The following is a 16,465-nucleotide window of genomic DNA, read 5'->3' on the forward strand; positions in this document are numbered from 1 at the left end:
TTGGATTTTTAATTATTTAGCGCTCAACTCTAGCTCATCTGTTTGCTGATTTATATTGAATTTAAATCGCGATAAAAAGTTCATCCCTAGCAAACCTTGTCCGCGTGTGTTTTCAATGCTCAACACTTCAAAACCATAAATAATTTGCGAGCCCACTTTAAACGATTCAATTTGATAACGTTTTACAACAATTTGACCGTTAGCTGTGTTTACCGTTACATCGCCTAAATACAAAGGTTGTGGCGAAATTTGCTCAATTATACTTGTAGGTAGTGAGGTGATGCTTGCGCCTGTATCAATCATTAGTTCGGTCGATAGATTGTTATTTATTTCGGTGTTTATTAAGTAATGCGCGCCGTAAGGCGTTAAAGCAACAAAGTCGTCTTGCGATTGTGCTTTATTGATCATAGCTTGCAGTGTTTGCACTTGGCTTTTTAGATTGTGCTGGTTTGGCATTCGATCAAGCGTTGCTTGTGCACTAATTAAATCGCCTTGCTGAAAGTAGGCGTACGCAAGCGGATATAAAAACTGCGCGTTATCGCTTTTATAATCAAGCCAAATTTGTGTTTGCTCAATAATAGCTTGCCAATTTTGTTGCTCAGTTAATGTGTGTAATTCGTTTTTAGTGAGCGTATTTAAACGTGTATTTACGTTGTTTTGCTGATCAGCAGGTAGTAATGAATTCAGCTCAAATAAAGCAATAATGGCGTTTTGTGTTTGCTCGCTATTTATTAAATACTCAACCTGTAAATTAAGTATTTCTACGTTGTAAGGGCTGTTATTTAATAGCGCATTGAGAAGCGATTCGCTGAGTAATAAATTGCTATTTAGCCATGTTTTAAGCTGTATCAGCCACGATGAATAAAGGTTTTTTGCACTCTCTGGATTGCTGTTTTTTAACTGTTGATAGCTATTAAGTGCGGCTTCAAATTGGTGTTGTTCAAATTGCTGCTTTGCCGTATTTAGTAACGTATTTTGTTGTTTAGGCGATATGCTTTGCTGGGCACTTTGCGTTTTTTGTGGTGTAGTTAACGCAGGCTGCGGCCATAATAAATAAGCGTTAAGGCTAAGCGAGCCAATTAATAGCAAGGTGATTAGCTTGGTATAGTGGCTCATTGTGACCTCTTATTTTTAAACGAGTTTATACCAATTTTATTAAAACATGATCATTTTATCGCATTAAATAACTCACTAACTGCGTTAAAAATTATTTATATAGAACAACTATATGTCACAATTTTCGCCTTGTTATTGTGCTATTTTCTTAGCGCTATAATAGAACACTTATTTAATGCAATTGGTATTATTTAATAAAGTGCGTTAAGGCGTGGATGTTGACTATTTCAATATCAGCCAGCCCTTTATAAGCATAATTGGCGCCTTGATCGTTTAACCATACCGATTGGCAACCGGCATTATTTGCGCCTTGTACGTCGGTATCTAGGCTATCGCCAATGTGTAAAATTTCACTTTTAGCAACGTTTAAATGTGTGGCTGCTTTATCAAATAAGGTGCTGTGAGGTTTTGCTTTACCGTGCATACCTGCTTGCAGTACGAGTTCAAATTTATCGTGTAAGTTAAAGCGTTCAATTTCAACGTTACCGTTAGTAATCGCAACAAGCGTAAAGTGTTTGGCTAGGTTATCTAGTAAGTTTAGTACGTCATCGCTTACGACTATGTTGCTGCGCGCATCGGCAAAGGCGTTATAGGCGGCATTTGCATGGCGCTCTACATCATCTGCGGTAAACCCAAGTTTAGAAAGCGCTAAACGTAGGGTGTGTTTGCGCCATTTAGTTACATCATCTGCGAGATCTGGGTTTTGTATTACGGCAAGTTCGCGACATAGTTGCCAGTACTTTGGACCTTGCTCTTGATAGCCCGGTAGCGCGTTTAAATAATTTTGTTGGGCTTTAACGGCTGCTTTTATAATAGGGTGATTGCTGTATAGCGTGTCGTCTAAATCAAAGCTCATGACAGAAAATGGCTTAATAGCACGATTAAATCGGATCATATTTATTTTCCTAATCAGTTCGTTTTTTTGCGCGAGGGTGAGTGTTGTCGTACACCTTGGCTAAATGTTGAAAATCTAAATGCGTATACACTTGTGTAGCCGACAAACTGCTGTGCCCTAGTAATTCTTGCACGGCGCGTAAATCACCAGATGATTCTAAAATATGTGACGCAAACGAGTGGCGCAGCTTATGCGGGTGAACCTGCGAGCTAATGCCTTGTTTTATTCCCCACTCTTGCATGCGTAGGCGCACTTGGCGAATCGAAATACGATTTTTTTGGCTACTTAAAAATACTGCTATTTCATCGGGCTTTGTAAATTGAGGGCGTATTGTGAGCCATTTTTTTAATGCGTCTAACGCTTTTTTACCCACCGGAATTAATCGCTCTTTATTGCCTTTACCACGCACTAAAATTTCGCCATTAGCGGCACTAATATCTTGCATATTAGCGCCAACTAACTCACTAATACGCAGCCCTGATGAATACATTAACTCCATCATTGCCTTATCTCTAATTGCGAGAGGCTCGTCGTCGGGTATTTCGAGCAAGCGGGCCATTTGATCTACATCGAGATTTTTAGGTAAAGGTTTTGCAAACTTAGGGCCTTTTATACCCACAGCAGGATTATGATAATGCGATTGCTCGGCAATGTTTTTTGCTTTTAAAAACTTATACAAACTGCGAATGCAGCTGAGCTTTAAACTAATAGTACGCCCACTTAATTGTTTTGAGCGCAGCGCCATGCTGTAGCGGCGAATATGCTCGCCTTGCACGCCAAACCAGTCGTCACATAATTTACTAAAATAGAGGGCTGCAAAACCAAGTTGGCTTACATATTGGTTTACGGTGTGTGCTGAATATTGTTTTTCGAACTTTAAATAATCGCTAAATAGCGTTATGGGTGTGCGCCAGTTATCGCTTAATTGAGTAATATTAGGTGCGTCGTCACTCATGCAAGTTTTTGTAACCGCAGGTGTAATGCGTTTATAAAGTCGAGTACAAAAAGGTTATCTTGAGCGGGCTCAAAGTGGTTTACGTTATTACTACCAAAGGCCAAAATAGCGATAGGGTGTGTAGTGTCGCCAATTAAATAAATAGCAGCAGATTGTGTATCTTCACTAAATAATTGTTCGCGTTCTTGCTGATTAATACGCCCTAAATAATGCCCAGAATGGGTAAGGCGATGTGCAATAAGTTCGTCGTATTCGGGATTATATTTTACTAATTTGCAGTCGTTAACATCTTCACTTGAGCAAATTATATTGCGCAGGTTATTTGCTAGCGTATCAAAGTCGTCATGATTCCAAAGCTGGCGATGGCACTGGCTAAACAAACGATATACAAGCTCGTTTTGCGTTGCATGCTTGCTCATCGCGTCTATTTGGCTTTTTAAAAGCGTGTTGTGCTCGCGTAATTGGCGTTGCTGAATATGTACCAGCGACGTTGCACCTTGAGCTTGTTGGTGCAGCTCAAGTTGTGCGAGTAGCTCCGGGTGTTGAACCAAAAAATCAGGATGTTGATGTAAGTAATCAATAACCTGTTCTTTACTTAGCTCGCTCATAGCGCTACTTGTCCGTCGAATACGTGCTCTGCGGGGCCTGTCATGCGTACAGGGTGACCTTCGCCACTCCAACGTACTTGCAAGCTACCGCCTGGTAAATCTACTTGAACGGTTGTTGATAACTTATTTTGCATATGACCAATAACCATTGCTGCACATGCGCCTGTGCCACAGGCTAGGGTTTCGTTAACGCCTCGCTCCCATACCCTTAATTTAATGTGTTCTTGCGATACAACCTGCATAAAACCAATATTCGCTTTTTGCGGAAAGCGTTCGTGGTTTTCAAGCAATGGCCCCAATATATCAACTTGCGCGGTGGTTACGTCGTCAACTTCTAGTACGCAATGCGGGTTACCCATAGATACCGCGCCACTAAATACAGTGTGTTCCTCGGTTCTAATAATATAAGTAAGCTCGCGCTTGCTTGCTTTTAAAGGGATTTTACTGGGTTCAAAGTTAGGATGACCCATGTTAACCGTCACTTGACCGTCTTTTTCTATGTAGAGCGTTAAGTTGCCCGACTTGGTCGACACAGTAATTTTGTGCTTGTTAGTAAGGCCTTTCATGCGTACAAAGCGGGCAAAACAGCGTGCGCCGTTACCGCATTGTTCTACTTCGGTACCATCGGCATTAAAAATTCGATAATGAAAGTCGAGATCAGGAGAATATGGCGCTTCAACCATCAGCAATTGGTCAAAGCCAATGCCAAAATGGCGATCTGCCAGTTTTTTGATTTGATCTCGCGACAAAAAAACATTTTGTGTAATGTTATCAATTACAACAAAGTCGTTGCCTAAGCCGTGCATTTTGGAAAAATTAACTAACATAGCGCTCTAATTCGGTTTTGCTCTGTGCTAATCATGCCACAGAGCAGCGTCGTAACAAAAACGTTTATGGTAAAATTTTCTCACCTTGATAAAGGCTTTCAATAGTTTCGCGTTCACGAATAAGGTGATGATGCTCACCATCTACCATTATTTCTGCAACACGCGGGCGCGAGTTGTAGTTTGAACTCATGGTAAAGCCATATGCACCAGCACTTCGTTGCGCGAGTAAATCGCCTTGTTTAAGCGCAAGCTCACGATCTTTTCCTAAAAAGTCGCCGGTTTCGCACACCGGGCCCACAATATCAAAGTTGTGAGTAGGTGTTTCGTCGTCGCGAACGGATACCGGAATAATTTTTTGCCACGCTTGATAAAGCGCAGGGCGAAGCATGTCGTTCATACCTGCATCTACAATGGCAAAAAACTTGTCTTGGTTTTGCTTAATAAATTCAACTTGAGTAACTAAAATACCTGCGTTGGCTGCTATAGCGCGCCCTGGTTCAAAAATCAGTTCAAGGTGTTTATAGTTAGCTAAGCGCTCGGTAACTTGCGCGGCATACTCACTTGGGTGCGGTGGTTGCTCGTTGTTATATGGCACGCCTAAACCGCCACCAATATCTAAGTGAGTTAGCTCAATGCCGTTAGTTTTTAGCTCATCAATAAGCGCCATGAGTTTATCAAGGGCTTCTAAAAAGGGTCTTACTTCGGTTAATTGAGAGCCAATATGGCAATCAACACCAATTATTTTTAAACCAGGTAAAGCCGCCGCTTGTTGATAAACACTCACCGCCGTTTGTATATCAATACCAAATTTATTCTCTTTTAAGCCGGTAGAAATATACGGATGTGTTTTTGCATCTATGTCGGGGTTTACGCGAATAGAAATAGGCGCTTCTAGATTTAGCTCACAAGCAACTTCTGAAATTCGCTCAAGCTCAGAGGCTGATTCAACGTTAAAGCATTTAATGCCTAACTTTAATGCGTACGCTATTTCGTCAGACGTTTTAGCCACGCCCGAAAAAACCACTTTAGAGGCATCGCCTCCTGCTTTAATTACACGTGCAAGTTCACCCTTCGACACAATATCGAAACCCGATCCTAAGCGCGCTAATATATTAAGTACGGCTATATTTGAGTTTGCTTTAACGGCGTAACACACCAAGCTTTTATGATTTTTAGTGGCGTTAGCAAACGCTAGGTAATGGCGCTCAAACGTAGCACGCGAGTATACATAACAAGGTGTGCCGTATTGCTGCGCTATGCTTGCCACACTTACGTCTTCGGCAAATAATTGGTTGTTTTTGTAGTTAAAATAATCCATTTATTGCTCCTGACTTTGCTGTGTTTTTGCTTGCTCAGCGGTAGTGGCTGGCTTAGCTGTATTTTGAGGTTGGTTTTGCTCTGTTTGTTGTTCTGGTAAATATAGCGGACCGCTCTGCCCACAGCCAGCTAAGGCGCTTAACAGTACAGTGCTTATTAATAGTTTTTTTAATTGTAAGGTATGCGTCGCTTTCATTAGATTAATATGGTTGCTGGCTTTATAATCGCAGAGTAACAGAATATCTAAAAAATGCAGCTATTCGCGGATGATTTTATTCCTGTTACACTAACAGTACACTTTTAAAGCTAAAACGTACCCAATATTAGGCGGCTCGCCTGCAAAGGAAATAACAATGACTGAACACGAATATCACCAATTAGCCGAAGCTCTTATGTTCACTATTGAAGAGCAAGTTGATGATTGCGAAGCTGATTTAGATTACGAATCGGCACAAGGTATTTTAGAAATTATTTTTCCTGATAAAAGTAAAATAGTAATCAATAAACAAGCGCCTCTTCATCAAGTATGGGTTGCGACTAAGTTTAACGGTCATCATTTTGAAATGCGCGATGGGTTATGGATTGATAACCGTTCGGGTGCAGAATTTTGGGCGTTTATAAATGAAGCATCAACTCGCCAAGCAGGTCAAGAAGTTAAGTGGCAATCAACACTATGAGTTTAGAGTTTGTAGAATTTCCAGCTCAAAGCGAGCATAAAGCAACGGTTATTTGGTTACATGGCTTAGGCGATTCTGGGGATGGTTTTGCACCAGTGGCTCCGCAGCTTAATTTACCAAGTGAACTGGGTATACGGTTTGTTTTTCCGCATGCACCAGTGCAACCGGTCACCATAAATGGTGGTATGGAAATGCGCTCTTGGTACGATATTAAATCTATAGAATTAGATAAGCGTGCCGATGAACAAGGCGTAAGAGATTCGGCTGCTAAAGTAGAAGAACTAATCAACAAAGAAATTGCTAATGGCATACCCGCTAATAAAATTATTTTAGCTGGTTTTTCTCAAGGTGGTGTTGTGTCGCTGCATTTAGCGCCGCGCTTTGAGCAAAAGCTTGGGGGTGTTATGGCGCTTTCTACTTATATGTGTGTGCCGCAAAAATTTGCTGATGAAGCAAAACATACCGATTTAAATGTATTTATGGCGCATGGTAGTCAAGACAACGTAGTACCGCATAGTGCGGGAAAAAGTGCGTTTGAAGTATTAACAGCACATAACATGGATGTAAGCTGGCAAGAATACCCAATGGCTCATCAAGTTTGCGCAGAAGAATTGCAAGCTATTCGCCAATGGTTAATTGCTCGTTTAAGCTAATTTTGGAACCGCTGAGGTCAATATGAGTCAAAAAATAGTTATTAAAGCAAATGTTAAACGCGAACTACAAGAGAGTGTACCAACGGTAAGCTACGAGTGGAATTGGCGTCGTATTGTGAGTATTGCTATGTTGGTATTAATGACCTCTGCAGCAGTTGTATATGGCTTAACAACCTCAGCCAGTGCAGAGCAAGGTGAGCATCCAAATGAGCAGGAACAATTTTTAAGCTTTAGCAGTAACGCTCAAAACCAGACAAACGTTGAAGTAACGGATGTTGAGCCTGAATCATCAATAAACAACATTCCTAACGAGTCCGCAGAGATAACGCAAACGAGCATTGAACCGTTATTAGCTGCGCAGAATGAAGTTGAGCAAAGCATATCAAATAATGCACCTGATAAAGTGAATCCAGTAAATAATGATACAGTTTTATTAGCTAGCAACGATATTGTGATTGATCAAAGTGAGAGTATTAATACAGAGTTAAACTCAAACCTTGATAATGATGTGCAGGAAGAAACCGAAGAAGCTGAAAATATAGCTGAGTATGCTGATCAGAGTGACTTACTTTTAGATCAAAAAAGCGATGATGGTGCATTGAGTGGTACTGAAGGTTTTTCGCCTACAGCACAAGTGGCAAGTGTGGCATTAGGCGCGCAAATAGACACAGATAAAATTAGCCGTGCGGTACTTACTCGTAAAGTAAGTAAGCGTGAGCCTACTAATGTGTTTGCGGCAGATATTAGGTTAAGTCAGTTTGATGAAGGGTTATCGTTTTTTAGCGAGATTAAAAACCTTCAAGGGCAGCAAGTTAAACATGTTTGGACGTTTGAAGATGAAACTATGGCTGAAATTACACTCAATGTTACTTCGCCTCGCTACAGAACCTACTCAACAAAAAATATTATGGACACACAAACAGGCCACTGGCGTGTTGATGTTGTAGATGAGCAAGGTAATTTAATTGCCCAAAAAGAATTTAGAATTTTAGCTGACTAAAACTAGCTAAACGCAGTAATTAATTGGATACCCTTATGACAGAAAAAACAAAATTAGTACGCATCGCAACTCGTAAAAGTGCTTTAGCACTTTGGCAGGCCGAATTTGTAAAAGCTGAACTTGAGCGTTTTCATGCAGATGTACGCGTAGAATTAGTCCCAATGTCGACGCAAGGGGATATAATTTTAGATACGCCTTTGGCCAAAATTGGCGGTAAGGGTTTATTTGTTAAAGAGCTTGAGCAAGCCATGTTAGATGGCCGAGCTGATATTGCCGTACATTCTATGAAAGACGTACCAGTAGAGTTCCCTGACGGATTAGAGCTGTATACTATTTGTGAGCGTGAGGATCCGCGAGATGCGTTTGTATCAAACAATTTTGCTAATTTAAACGCTCTACCACAGGGCGCTATTGTGGGCACTTCGAGTTTGCGCCGTCAGTGCCAAATTAAAGCACTTCGTCCTGATTTAGATATTCGTGATTTACGCGGTAATGTAAATACGCGTTTAGGTAAGTTAGATGATGGCCAATACGATGCTATTATTTTGGCTGCAGCAGGGCTTATTCGTTTAGAAATGGAGTCGCGTATTGCCGACTATATTGAGCCAGAAGTATCATTACCGGCAAATGGTCAAGGCGCTGTAGGTATTGAGTGCCGTATTGATGATGAAGTAACAAAAGCATTACTTGCACCACTTGAGCATACTCAAACACGTATTCGCGTAAATGCAGAGCGTGCGATGAATCGCCATTTAGAAGGTGGTTGCCAAGTGCCTATTGGTGCTTATGCATTAGTTGATGGCGAGCAGGTACATTTGCGTGGTTTAGTGGGTGCTGTTGATGGCAGCGAAATTTTACGCGACGAAGTAACAGGTCATGTAAATGACGCAGAAGAACTAGGTATTGAGCTTGCTAAAAAATTACTAGCTCAAGGCGCAGACAAAATATTAGCTGAAGTTTATAGAGACGCATAAATGACACATATTCTGATAACTCGGCCCGAAGGAAAAGGCGCAGCCCTTGCACAGCAACTTGAGCAAGCGGGTTATCAGGCGTCTTTATTTCCGGTATTAAAAATAACGCATTTAACACCCTCCAGCACTGAACTTAGTCCGCTGTTAAATGCAGATAAAATAATATTTATATCGCAAGATGCAGTCAGTGCACTTTCGCAATTAAAACCCGATATAAATACCAAAGCGCAGTTTTATGCGGTTGGACAACAAACAGCCGACATTATATATGAGCAATTTGGTGTGCGCGCAGCAGTACCAAAGCAGTATGATTCAGAAGGGTTACTTGCGCTCAAATCACTCGCCGAGGTTGATGGCAGTAATATAGTGTTAGTTAAGGGGCAAGGTGGCCGCCCTGAGTTAGCTAAAACGCTAAAAGAGCGTGGAGCTTTTTTAAATAATTGTGTTGTGTACAAACGTGAACCCACAGAGAGTATCACCCCTAACTGGACAGACCACTGGAAAAGCCAGAATGTACACGGTATAGTCATAACAAGTAATGCAGCAGTTGATGCTATATTTAAAAGCCTTACTGCACACCAACTACAATGGTTACAACAGTGCCGATTTTATGTTGCAAGCGAGCGGATAGCCGCTTATTTAAAGTTGCAACAGGTAAGTTCGGCTAATATACACATTGCAGCAGGGGCTAGCGATAATGCTATGTTTACCTGCATAAATCAGCAAGGTAGCAACATGAGCGAACAGTCAAAGCCAGTTACGGCAGAAAAAGCCACATCAACAATAGCTAACCCGGCCTCAGCTAAATCAGCTAAGCAAGAGCCAGCAGCTACAAAAAATACGACAGAAAAAAACAAACAAAAGGTAAGTAAGGTTGCAGCACTTGCGCTTCTTATTTCGTTAATTGTGGCCTCTGGTGTTGGATACGAGTTTTATCAAAAATTAAATGCTGGTAAGGCGCAAAACCTAGCCGTTAATGAGTTAAGCGAGCAAAATAAGTTACTCGTTCAAGAGCTGCAAGCACTTAAATCGGCGCAATCTAATTTGCAGCAAGCGCTGTTTAATAGTGAGAAAAAAGTAGCCGCAACCCTAAGTGAAAGTGCAGCTCAAAATCAGCAAGAACTAAAAGCAGCCCTGCAAAAAGCGCAGCAACAAGGCTCGTCTTTAAACCCACAAGAAGTAACCAGCTTACAGCGTATGGCTGAATTTAAACTATGGGCTGAAAAAGATTACCAAGGCACTAGTGCTGTTTTAAAGCGCTTAGATGCATTACTTAGCGAACACCCAGGAACAGTTGAAGTTCGCCAAGCTATTATGCAAGACATACAAACACTTGATAGCCTTAAACCTATAGCAACAGAGGCTATTTATTTACAGCTAAACAGTGCACTTAATAGCGTTGATAATTTAGTTTTTAATGCGGTTAACTTGCCAGAAGAAGCGGCTGCAATAGATGAAAATGCTTTAAGTGATGACGTGAGTGATTGGCAGCAAAACCTGAGTAATAGCTGGAATAAAATTGTGGATAGCTTTATTACTATTCGCCAGCACGAAGGTGTTTCCATTGAGCCATTACTTACAGATCAAGAGCGCCATTTAATTAATCAACGAATCAAGCTTAATATAACTCAGGCACAAGATGCACTTATGAGTAAGCAGGCGAGTATTTTCTTTAGCGCCTTAAGTGAAGCAAAACGTTTAGTTGGTGAGTACTTTAAGCAAGACGATGATGCAACCAAAACGGTACTTAAAGCGTTGTCTAAACTCGAAAAAGAGCAGCTTAATTTTAATCCAAAAATAACCTTAAATAGTACACAAAAGGTTAAGGAGTGGGCGCAATGATAGGGCTAATTATTTTAATTGTAGCTATTGTTGTTGTACTAGCGGTTACTCCATTTGTGCTAGATGAAAAAGGTTATGTACTTATTTCATTTAACAATACGACGATAGAAGGCACGATAGTATCGTTTTGTATAATGGCAGTCATTACCGCTGTTGTTTTATATTTAACATATAAGCTAATCCGCTACTTATTATCGATTTATCATAATACTAAACATGGCTTTTTTGCACGTAGCCAAGAGCGCAAACAAGTAGCTATTGAGCAGGCTCTGTGGAGTGCTATTAATGATGATTATGAGCATGTAGAGCAGGCTCTATCGGGTAATAGCGTACCAGATAAGTTTGAAGATATTCGCTTAGCATTACTTGCAAAAGCAGCGCTTGCTAATAATCAAACAGATAAAGCACTTGAGCGTTTATTTGAAATAAGCCCAGAGCATCAATTAAAAGTAGCAAAGCTATGGTTGGCAAGTGGCGACAGTAGCGCGATTGAATCACAAATGCGTATTAGCGCAGAAGCTAAAAAAGCCACCGCACTTGAGTTAAAACTTTATGCAGAAGTATTAGTACAGCAACAACACTTTAGTGCGCTGGAAGATTTTTTGCCGCGTTTATTACGCAAAAAAGCACTTACTGATGCACAGTGGACGCAGTTATTTAGTGCCTACTTTAATGCGTTAGATGCAGACAAACTGAGTGAAAAATATAAACAGCTACCGAAAAAGCTGCAAGCTCATGCCCACACCGCATATTTAATGCAAATGGCGCAAGCAGGTCAATTGGCTGTTATCGAAAGTGACTTAATTAAAATGGTTAAGCATAATGAGCAACACTTAGAGCTTGCCAATATATTAAGTAAAGCAACAGCAGCCGACGCGCCTAAGTTGCAAATAAACATACAAGAACGCCTTAAAAAGGATGATTCAAATAATTCACTATTACTTGCGCTGGCTTGCCTTGCTAATGCTAAAGGTGATTATGACTTAGCAGCTAGAATTTTTGATAAAGCACTGAATAGTGACAATAAAAAACAGTTCTCTGAACAAGCTGTTTTAAGTTATAAAAATAGTGCACAAGCAGAAAAGGCGCTCGTTTTATATCAATAAATGACTACACTATAACTACTTAGCATTTTTTGTAGTTCAGGAGCACAAGCATTGAGAAAGTTTTTAATATTAACCCTTAGCTTGGCTTGTGCTTACTTCTTTACTGGGTATTTTAGCAACTCACTTCTTTCTGTTGATGGCTATGCGGTCGCCTCTTGGCCGCCCTCAGGAATTGCTTTAGCGAGCTTTTTAATTTGGGGACGTAAGTCATTTATTGGCCTTATTCTTGGTGCTTTCTGTATTAACTTAATTCATCTTGATAACACCGTAGATATTCTTCATTTTAATGTGCTTTTACAAGCTATTTGCGTCACTTTAGCCTCTGTTTTACAGGCTTGGATTGGTCGTCAAATCATAGTAAATGTTATAAAGGCTCCACTAGATTTATCTTCTTTAAAACACAGTGTGCAGAGCCTAATAGTAGCAGGGCCAATATGCTGTGTTATTGCTGCAGGTGTGGGAACTAGCTTATTAGCATTGAATAATGTGATCCCTACGCATGCTATTTTTGATAGCTTTATAGCATGGTGGATTGGTGACAGTATCGGTGTACTTATATTTACTCCACTCATGCTCGCAGCCTTTAATTACACGCAAGTACGCCACCGTATGTTGGTAATTTTACCTTCACTATTAATTTATATACTGATCAGCGTTAGTTTTTATGGCGCTGCCAGTGTAAAAAAAGAAAAAGACATTCAAAAGCAAGAAGCCAAAATACTTACTGTGCAAAATGCTATAAGCCAGAAGCTCGATGGTATTACTGCTCACTTAGGATTGTTAGCTACATTTTTTGCTAGTAGTAATGACGTGAACTTTAAAGAGTTTAAACAATTTACTTCAAAGCAGTTGGACTATAGCCAAGAAATTTTAGCATTTGAATGGATACCTTATGTACCAGCAAATAAACTCGCAGATTTTGAAACACATGAAAATACAGCCACAGGCAAAACTTTATACATAAAAGAAAAGTCACTTGATGGAGGTTGGCAACCTGCAGGTACTCGTAGTAATTACTTTCCTGTAAAATATGTATATCCCTTAAAAGATAATGAAGGTGTTTTAGGGTTTGATTTAGCTTCTAGTAAAGTAAGAGGTGCAGCGCTTAGCAAAGCGAAAGAGCTTAATGAACTTGCACTAAGTGAGCCAATTAATTTAGTCCAAAATACAGCTGAAGACGGTGTGCTTTTTTTATATCCTGTTTTTGGAGAGTCGTCTACCGAAGATGATTTTCAAGGTTTTGTGGCAGCGATTGTCAGTCTGAAACGCTTATCGCAAACACTATTATTTGATCACAACAACTCAATTTCAGTCAGTTTTTTTGATACAACGATACCAGGGAAAAAGCAGGCAATTTATATTGCCGATACCGATAACTCGCAAACGCTGTTTAAAGAATATCAATTGTTGATTGGCAAACGCATGTGGCAGGTCGAGTTATATGAACCAATAGTTAGAACGTCTTGGTTAATGTATTGGCTTGCACAAATAGTAGGTATGTTGTTTGTGTGGTTACTGATTACATTTTTGATTTCAGTTACAGGTACAAACATACAAATTCGCGAACAAGTGGCTAAGCAAACGCATACATTACGCAAAGAAAAACAAAAAGCAGATGAAGCGAGTCATATTAAAGGACAGTTTTTAGCAAACATGAGTCACGAAGTCCGTACCCCTATTAACGGTATAAAAGGGCTGCATTATTTAGCGCTGCAACAGAATGATTGGCAACAAGCAAGAAGTTACATTGAACAAGCAGATGGAGCACTGGGTGTTTTACTGCGGGTATTAAACGATGTGCTCGACTTTTCAAAAATGGAAGCAGGCAAGCTAGACTTAATGCAAGAGCCTATTAATGTAGCGAGTTTAGCGGATGAAATGCTTAATTTACTTCAGTTTGAAGCTGACATTAAATCAATAAAGTTAAGTCTAGATTTTGATAAAACATCAAATTTGGTCATTAATACCGATCCAATCCGCTTAAAACAAGTGCTGCTGAATCTGCTCAATAATGCGGTTAAATTTACAGGGGAAGGTGAGATCACTCTGAAAATTTGGCAGTCGAAAAAAATGACTTACTTTAGTATTAACGATACGGGTATTGGTATTAGTAGCGAAGCACAAAAACAATTGTTTAAACCGTTTGCGCAAGCCGATAGCTCAACCTCACGTCAATATGGTGGTACAGGCTTAGGGTTAAGTATTTGCAGAAAGCTGGTTGAGTTAATGGGTGGTGCAATTGATTTAGTCAGTTATGAAGGTAAAGGTTCTACATTTACATTTAGTTTGCCGCTTATATCGCCTTTACCAAAGGCAGAGCAAATTCAACAGCAATACGACGAAATAGATGTAAGTACCTTATCATTCGCAAACTATAAGTTACTTTTAGTCGAAGATAACCCACTTAACCAGCATGTTGCCAGTGCCATTTTAAAAACAAAAGGGTGTATTGCCGACATTGCTAATGATGGTTTTGAAGCCATAGAAAAGCTAACCGAAAATAGCTACGACATTGTTCTTATGGATATTCAGATGCCAAAAATGGATGGACTCCAAGCAACAAAAGTAATTCGTTGTGATTTAGGGTTAATTGATTTACCCATAATAGGGCTATCGGCGAACGCCCATGACGATGACGTTAAAAAGGCATTAGCCTCTGGAATGAATAGTTATATTACCAAACCTATTGATGCAAATACGCTTTTTAAAACTCTTTGGCATTATTTATCAAATAAATAAGTAACGTTATTTTTTGCACAAAAAGCAGACATATGACCGCTTAAACTTAACGCAAACCATATAGACTTGAAAAATAACTATATCTGCGTATCATGCGCGCAAATTTAACTAAACTGGGTTGCTATTATGATCAATAGAAAATTACCTTTGCTAGATATTCACCGTCATTTAGATGGTAATGTACGTGCGCAAACCATATTAGAACTTGGTCGTCAGTTTAATATAGAGTTACCTGCAGATAACGTTGAGGCATTAATTCCTCATGTTCAAGTTATTGACCCTGAGCCAAACCTTATGGCTTTTTTACAAAAGTTAGATTGGGGTGTCACTGTACTTGGCGACTACGATGCGTGTAGACGCATAGCGATTGAAAACATTGAAGATGCACAAGCACAAGGCCTTGATTATGTAGAGCTTCGATTTAGCCCTTACTACATGGCACAAAGCCAAGGTTTACACCCAGAAGGGGTTGTAGAGGCGGTTGTTGATGGTATTAAATCAGCAACAAAGGATGCAAATATAAAAGCTAACTTGATTGGTATTTTATCGCGTACTTATGGCGTAAAAACATGTCAAAAAGAGCTTGATGCTTTACTCGCATTTAAAAATGATTTAGTCGCTGTTGATTTAGCCGGTGACGAAATTGGCTTTCCTGGTGAGTTGTTTGTAGAGCACTTTAAACAAGTACGAAATGCTTATTTAGCTTCGACTATTCATGCTGGAGAGGCACTCGGTGCTCCAAGTATTTGGCAAGCAATTAATGAGTTAGGTGCAAGCCGAATAGGGCATGGCGTTAAAGCTATTGAAGATCCAAAACTAATGAATTACTTACGCGATAACCGTATTGGTATTGAGTCGTGCTTAACAAGTAATATTCAAACCAGTACAGTAAACGATTTAGCTAAGCACCCACTTAAACAGTTTTTAGATCACGGTATTTTAGCGTGTATTAATACTGATGACCCTGCGGTTGAAGGCATTGAAATTGAGTACGAATATACCGTTGCAGCACCTAAAGCGGGCTTATCTCAAGCTGATATGGAAAAAGCCCAAAAAAATGCATTAGAAATAGCATTTTTAAGCGATGGCGATAAAAAAGAACTTTCAGCAATCGTTAGCGCACGTTAACTCTATTTAATACACATTAAAAATGCCGCTTTATAAGCGGCATTTTGTTATCTGCAATTTAGTGTGTTTGGCAGCTCATGTAATTATCGTAAAGTGCTTTAAGTACATCTGCTCGGCTGATCATGCCGATTACTTTAACACCCTCTACAACAGGGTAGTTTTTTGGTTTACCGGGCTGCATTTGCTCTGCAAGCTCAATAATATTGGTATCGCCGCTAACTGTCACTACCTTTGTTTGCATAAGTTGCGATACTTTAACCATCCCATCACAAAAATAACTGCTTTGCGTAAGTGGTTTTAATAGTTCTTGCTCAGATATAAATCCGACTAGGCATTTATCTTTATCAAATACTGGTGCGCCAAGTAGTTTAAATTTTTGTAGTTCTGCTATGGCTGTCGTCATTTCTGTATCGGGTGTTATATTTGGCAACTTGCGTTGCATAAAATCTTTTACTTTTGTATTTAGCATTTGGGTCTCTCCCGCTGATGTTCTATACAAAGTATGGTTTATAGATAGGAATTTAGGAAATTGTTTATATTGATGAGATTGATAGGTTTTAACTATTAAGTATTTATTGTTATATAAAATAAAAGCACCGATTAGGTGCCTTTATTCATAACTGAAAGT

16 protein-coding genes are annotated in these 16,465 nt (G+C 39.8%); 8 read left to right on the forward strand and 8 right to left on the reverse strand.

Annotated features, from left to right (window positions below; translation table 11 throughout):
• Window positions 1-12 precede the first annotated feature (12 nt).
• The 7 genes from I6F50_RS13430 to I6F50_RS13460 form a co-directional block, all read right to left on the reverse strand.
• Window positions 13-1,116, reverse strand: coding sequence for a retroviral-like aspartic protease family protein (locus tag I6F50_RS13430; RefSeq protein WP_165739321.1), 1,104 nt, complete (start codon window positions 1,114-1,116; stop codon window positions 13-15).
• A 187-nt stretch (window positions 1,117-1,303) separates the two neighbouring features.
• Window positions 1,304-2,011: an HAD-IA family hydrolase gene (locus I6F50_RS13435; RefSeq protein ID WP_121954373.1), complete on the reverse strand. Its 708-nt coding sequence runs from the start codon at window positions 2,009-2,011 to the stop codon at window positions 1,304-1,306.
• Window positions 2,012-2,021: 10 nt separating this feature from the next.
• On the reverse strand, window positions 2,022-2,966 hold the full coding sequence (locus I6F50_RS13440) for a tyrosine recombinase XerC (protein WP_007580545.1): 945 nt from the start codon (window positions 2,964-2,966) through the stop codon (window positions 2,022-2,024).
• Window positions 2,963-3,574 carry a DUF484 family protein gene (locus I6F50_RS13445; protein WP_197176475.1) on the reverse strand — a complete coding sequence of 204 codons (612 nt, stop codon included), beginning with the start codon at window positions 3,572-3,574 and terminating at the stop codon, window positions 2,963-2,965. Before I6F50_RS13445 ends, I6F50_RS13440 begins: the two co-directional genes overlap by 4 nt.
• Window positions 3,571-4,401 carry a diaminopimelate epimerase gene (gene dapF, locus I6F50_RS13450; RefSeq protein WP_024589649.1) on the reverse strand — a complete coding sequence of 277 codons (831 nt, stop codon included), beginning with the start codon at window positions 4,399-4,401 and terminating at the stop codon, window positions 3,571-3,573. Before dapF ends, I6F50_RS13445 begins: the two co-directional genes overlap by 4 nt.
• Window positions 4,402-4,465: 64 nt before the next feature.
• Window positions 4,466-5,719 (reverse strand): diaminopimelate decarboxylase, encoded by a 1,254-nt coding sequence (lysA, locus tag I6F50_RS13455; protein ID WP_165739325.1) that lies wholly within the window; start codon window positions 5,717-5,719, stop codon window positions 4,466-4,468.
• Window positions 5,720-5,914, reverse strand: coding sequence for a lipoprotein (locus I6F50_RS13460; RefSeq protein WP_166419563.1), 195 nt, complete (start codon window positions 5,912-5,914; stop codon window positions 5,720-5,722).
• A gap of 157 nt (window positions 5,915-6,071) precedes the next feature.
• Here I6F50_RS13460 and cyaY point away from each other — a divergent pair, with 157 nt between their 5' ends.
• The 8 genes from cyaY to add all read left to right on the forward strand — a co-directional run bounded on the left by cyaY (window position 6,072) and on the right by add (window position 15,837).
• On the forward strand, window positions 6,072-6,395 hold the full coding sequence (gene cyaY / locus I6F50_RS13465) for an iron donor protein CyaY (RefSeq protein ID WP_007377335.1): 324 nt from the start codon (window positions 6,072-6,074) through the stop codon (window positions 6,393-6,395).
• Complete coding sequence (locus tag I6F50_RS13470) at window positions 6,392-7,048, forward strand: alpha/beta hydrolase (RefSeq protein ID WP_197161117.1); 657 nt, start codon at window positions 6,392-6,394, stop codon at window positions 7,046-7,048. Before cyaY ends, I6F50_RS13470 begins: the two co-directional genes overlap by 4 nt.
• A gap of 22 nt (window positions 7,049-7,070) precedes the next feature.
• On the forward strand, window positions 7,071-8,048 hold the full coding sequence (locus tag I6F50_RS13475) for a DUF2914 domain-containing protein (RefSeq protein ID WP_197176476.1): 978 nt from the start codon (window positions 7,071-7,073) through the stop codon (window positions 8,046-8,048).
• Between the two features lie 35 nt (window positions 8,049-8,083).
• The gene (gene hemC, locus I6F50_RS13480; RefSeq protein WP_197176477.1) at window positions 8,084-9,022 is read left to right on the forward strand and encodes a hydroxymethylbilane synthase; all 939 of its coding nucleotides are present in this window, start codon (window positions 8,084-8,086) and stop codon (window positions 9,020-9,022) included.
• Complete coding sequence (locus I6F50_RS13485; RefSeq protein ID WP_010554569.1) at window positions 9,023-10,864, forward strand: uroporphyrinogen-III C-methyltransferase; 1,842 nt, start codon at window positions 9,023-9,025, stop codon at window positions 10,862-10,864.
• Window positions 10,861-11,970 carry a heme biosynthesis HemY N-terminal domain-containing protein gene (locus tag I6F50_RS13490; RefSeq protein ID WP_007580562.1) on the forward strand — a complete coding sequence of 370 codons (1,110 nt, stop codon included), beginning with the start codon at window positions 10,861-10,863 and terminating at the stop codon, window positions 11,968-11,970. The genes I6F50_RS13485 and I6F50_RS13490 overlap by 4 nt, the downstream gene beginning before the upstream one ends.
• Window positions 11,971-12,021: 51 nt before the next feature.
• Window positions 12,022-14,709, forward strand: a complete 2,688-nt coding sequence (locus I6F50_RS13495) for a CHASE domain-containing protein (protein ID WP_197176478.1) — start codon at window positions 12,022-12,024, stop codon at window positions 14,707-14,709.
• Window positions 14,710-14,835: 126 nt separating this feature from the next.
• On the forward strand, window positions 14,836-15,837 hold the full coding sequence (gene add / locus I6F50_RS13500) for an adenosine deaminase (RefSeq protein WP_197176479.1): 1,002 nt from the start codon (window positions 14,836-14,838) through the stop codon (window positions 15,835-15,837).
• Between the two features lie 58 nt (window positions 15,838-15,895).
• On the opposite strand, the gene I6F50_RS13505 is transcribed toward add, so the two are convergent.
• Window positions 15,896-16,306, reverse strand: a complete 411-nt coding sequence (locus I6F50_RS13505) for a CBS domain-containing protein (RefSeq protein ID WP_007580571.1) — start codon at window positions 16,304-16,306, stop codon at window positions 15,896-15,898.
• Window positions 16,307-16,465: the final 159 nt, after the last annotated feature.

It is taken from the genome of Pseudoalteromonas sp. NZS127_1, from assembly GCF_015864295.1.
GTDB lineage: Bacteria > Pseudomonadota > Gammaproteobacteria > Enterobacterales > Alteromonadaceae > Pseudoalteromonas > Pseudoalteromonas arctica.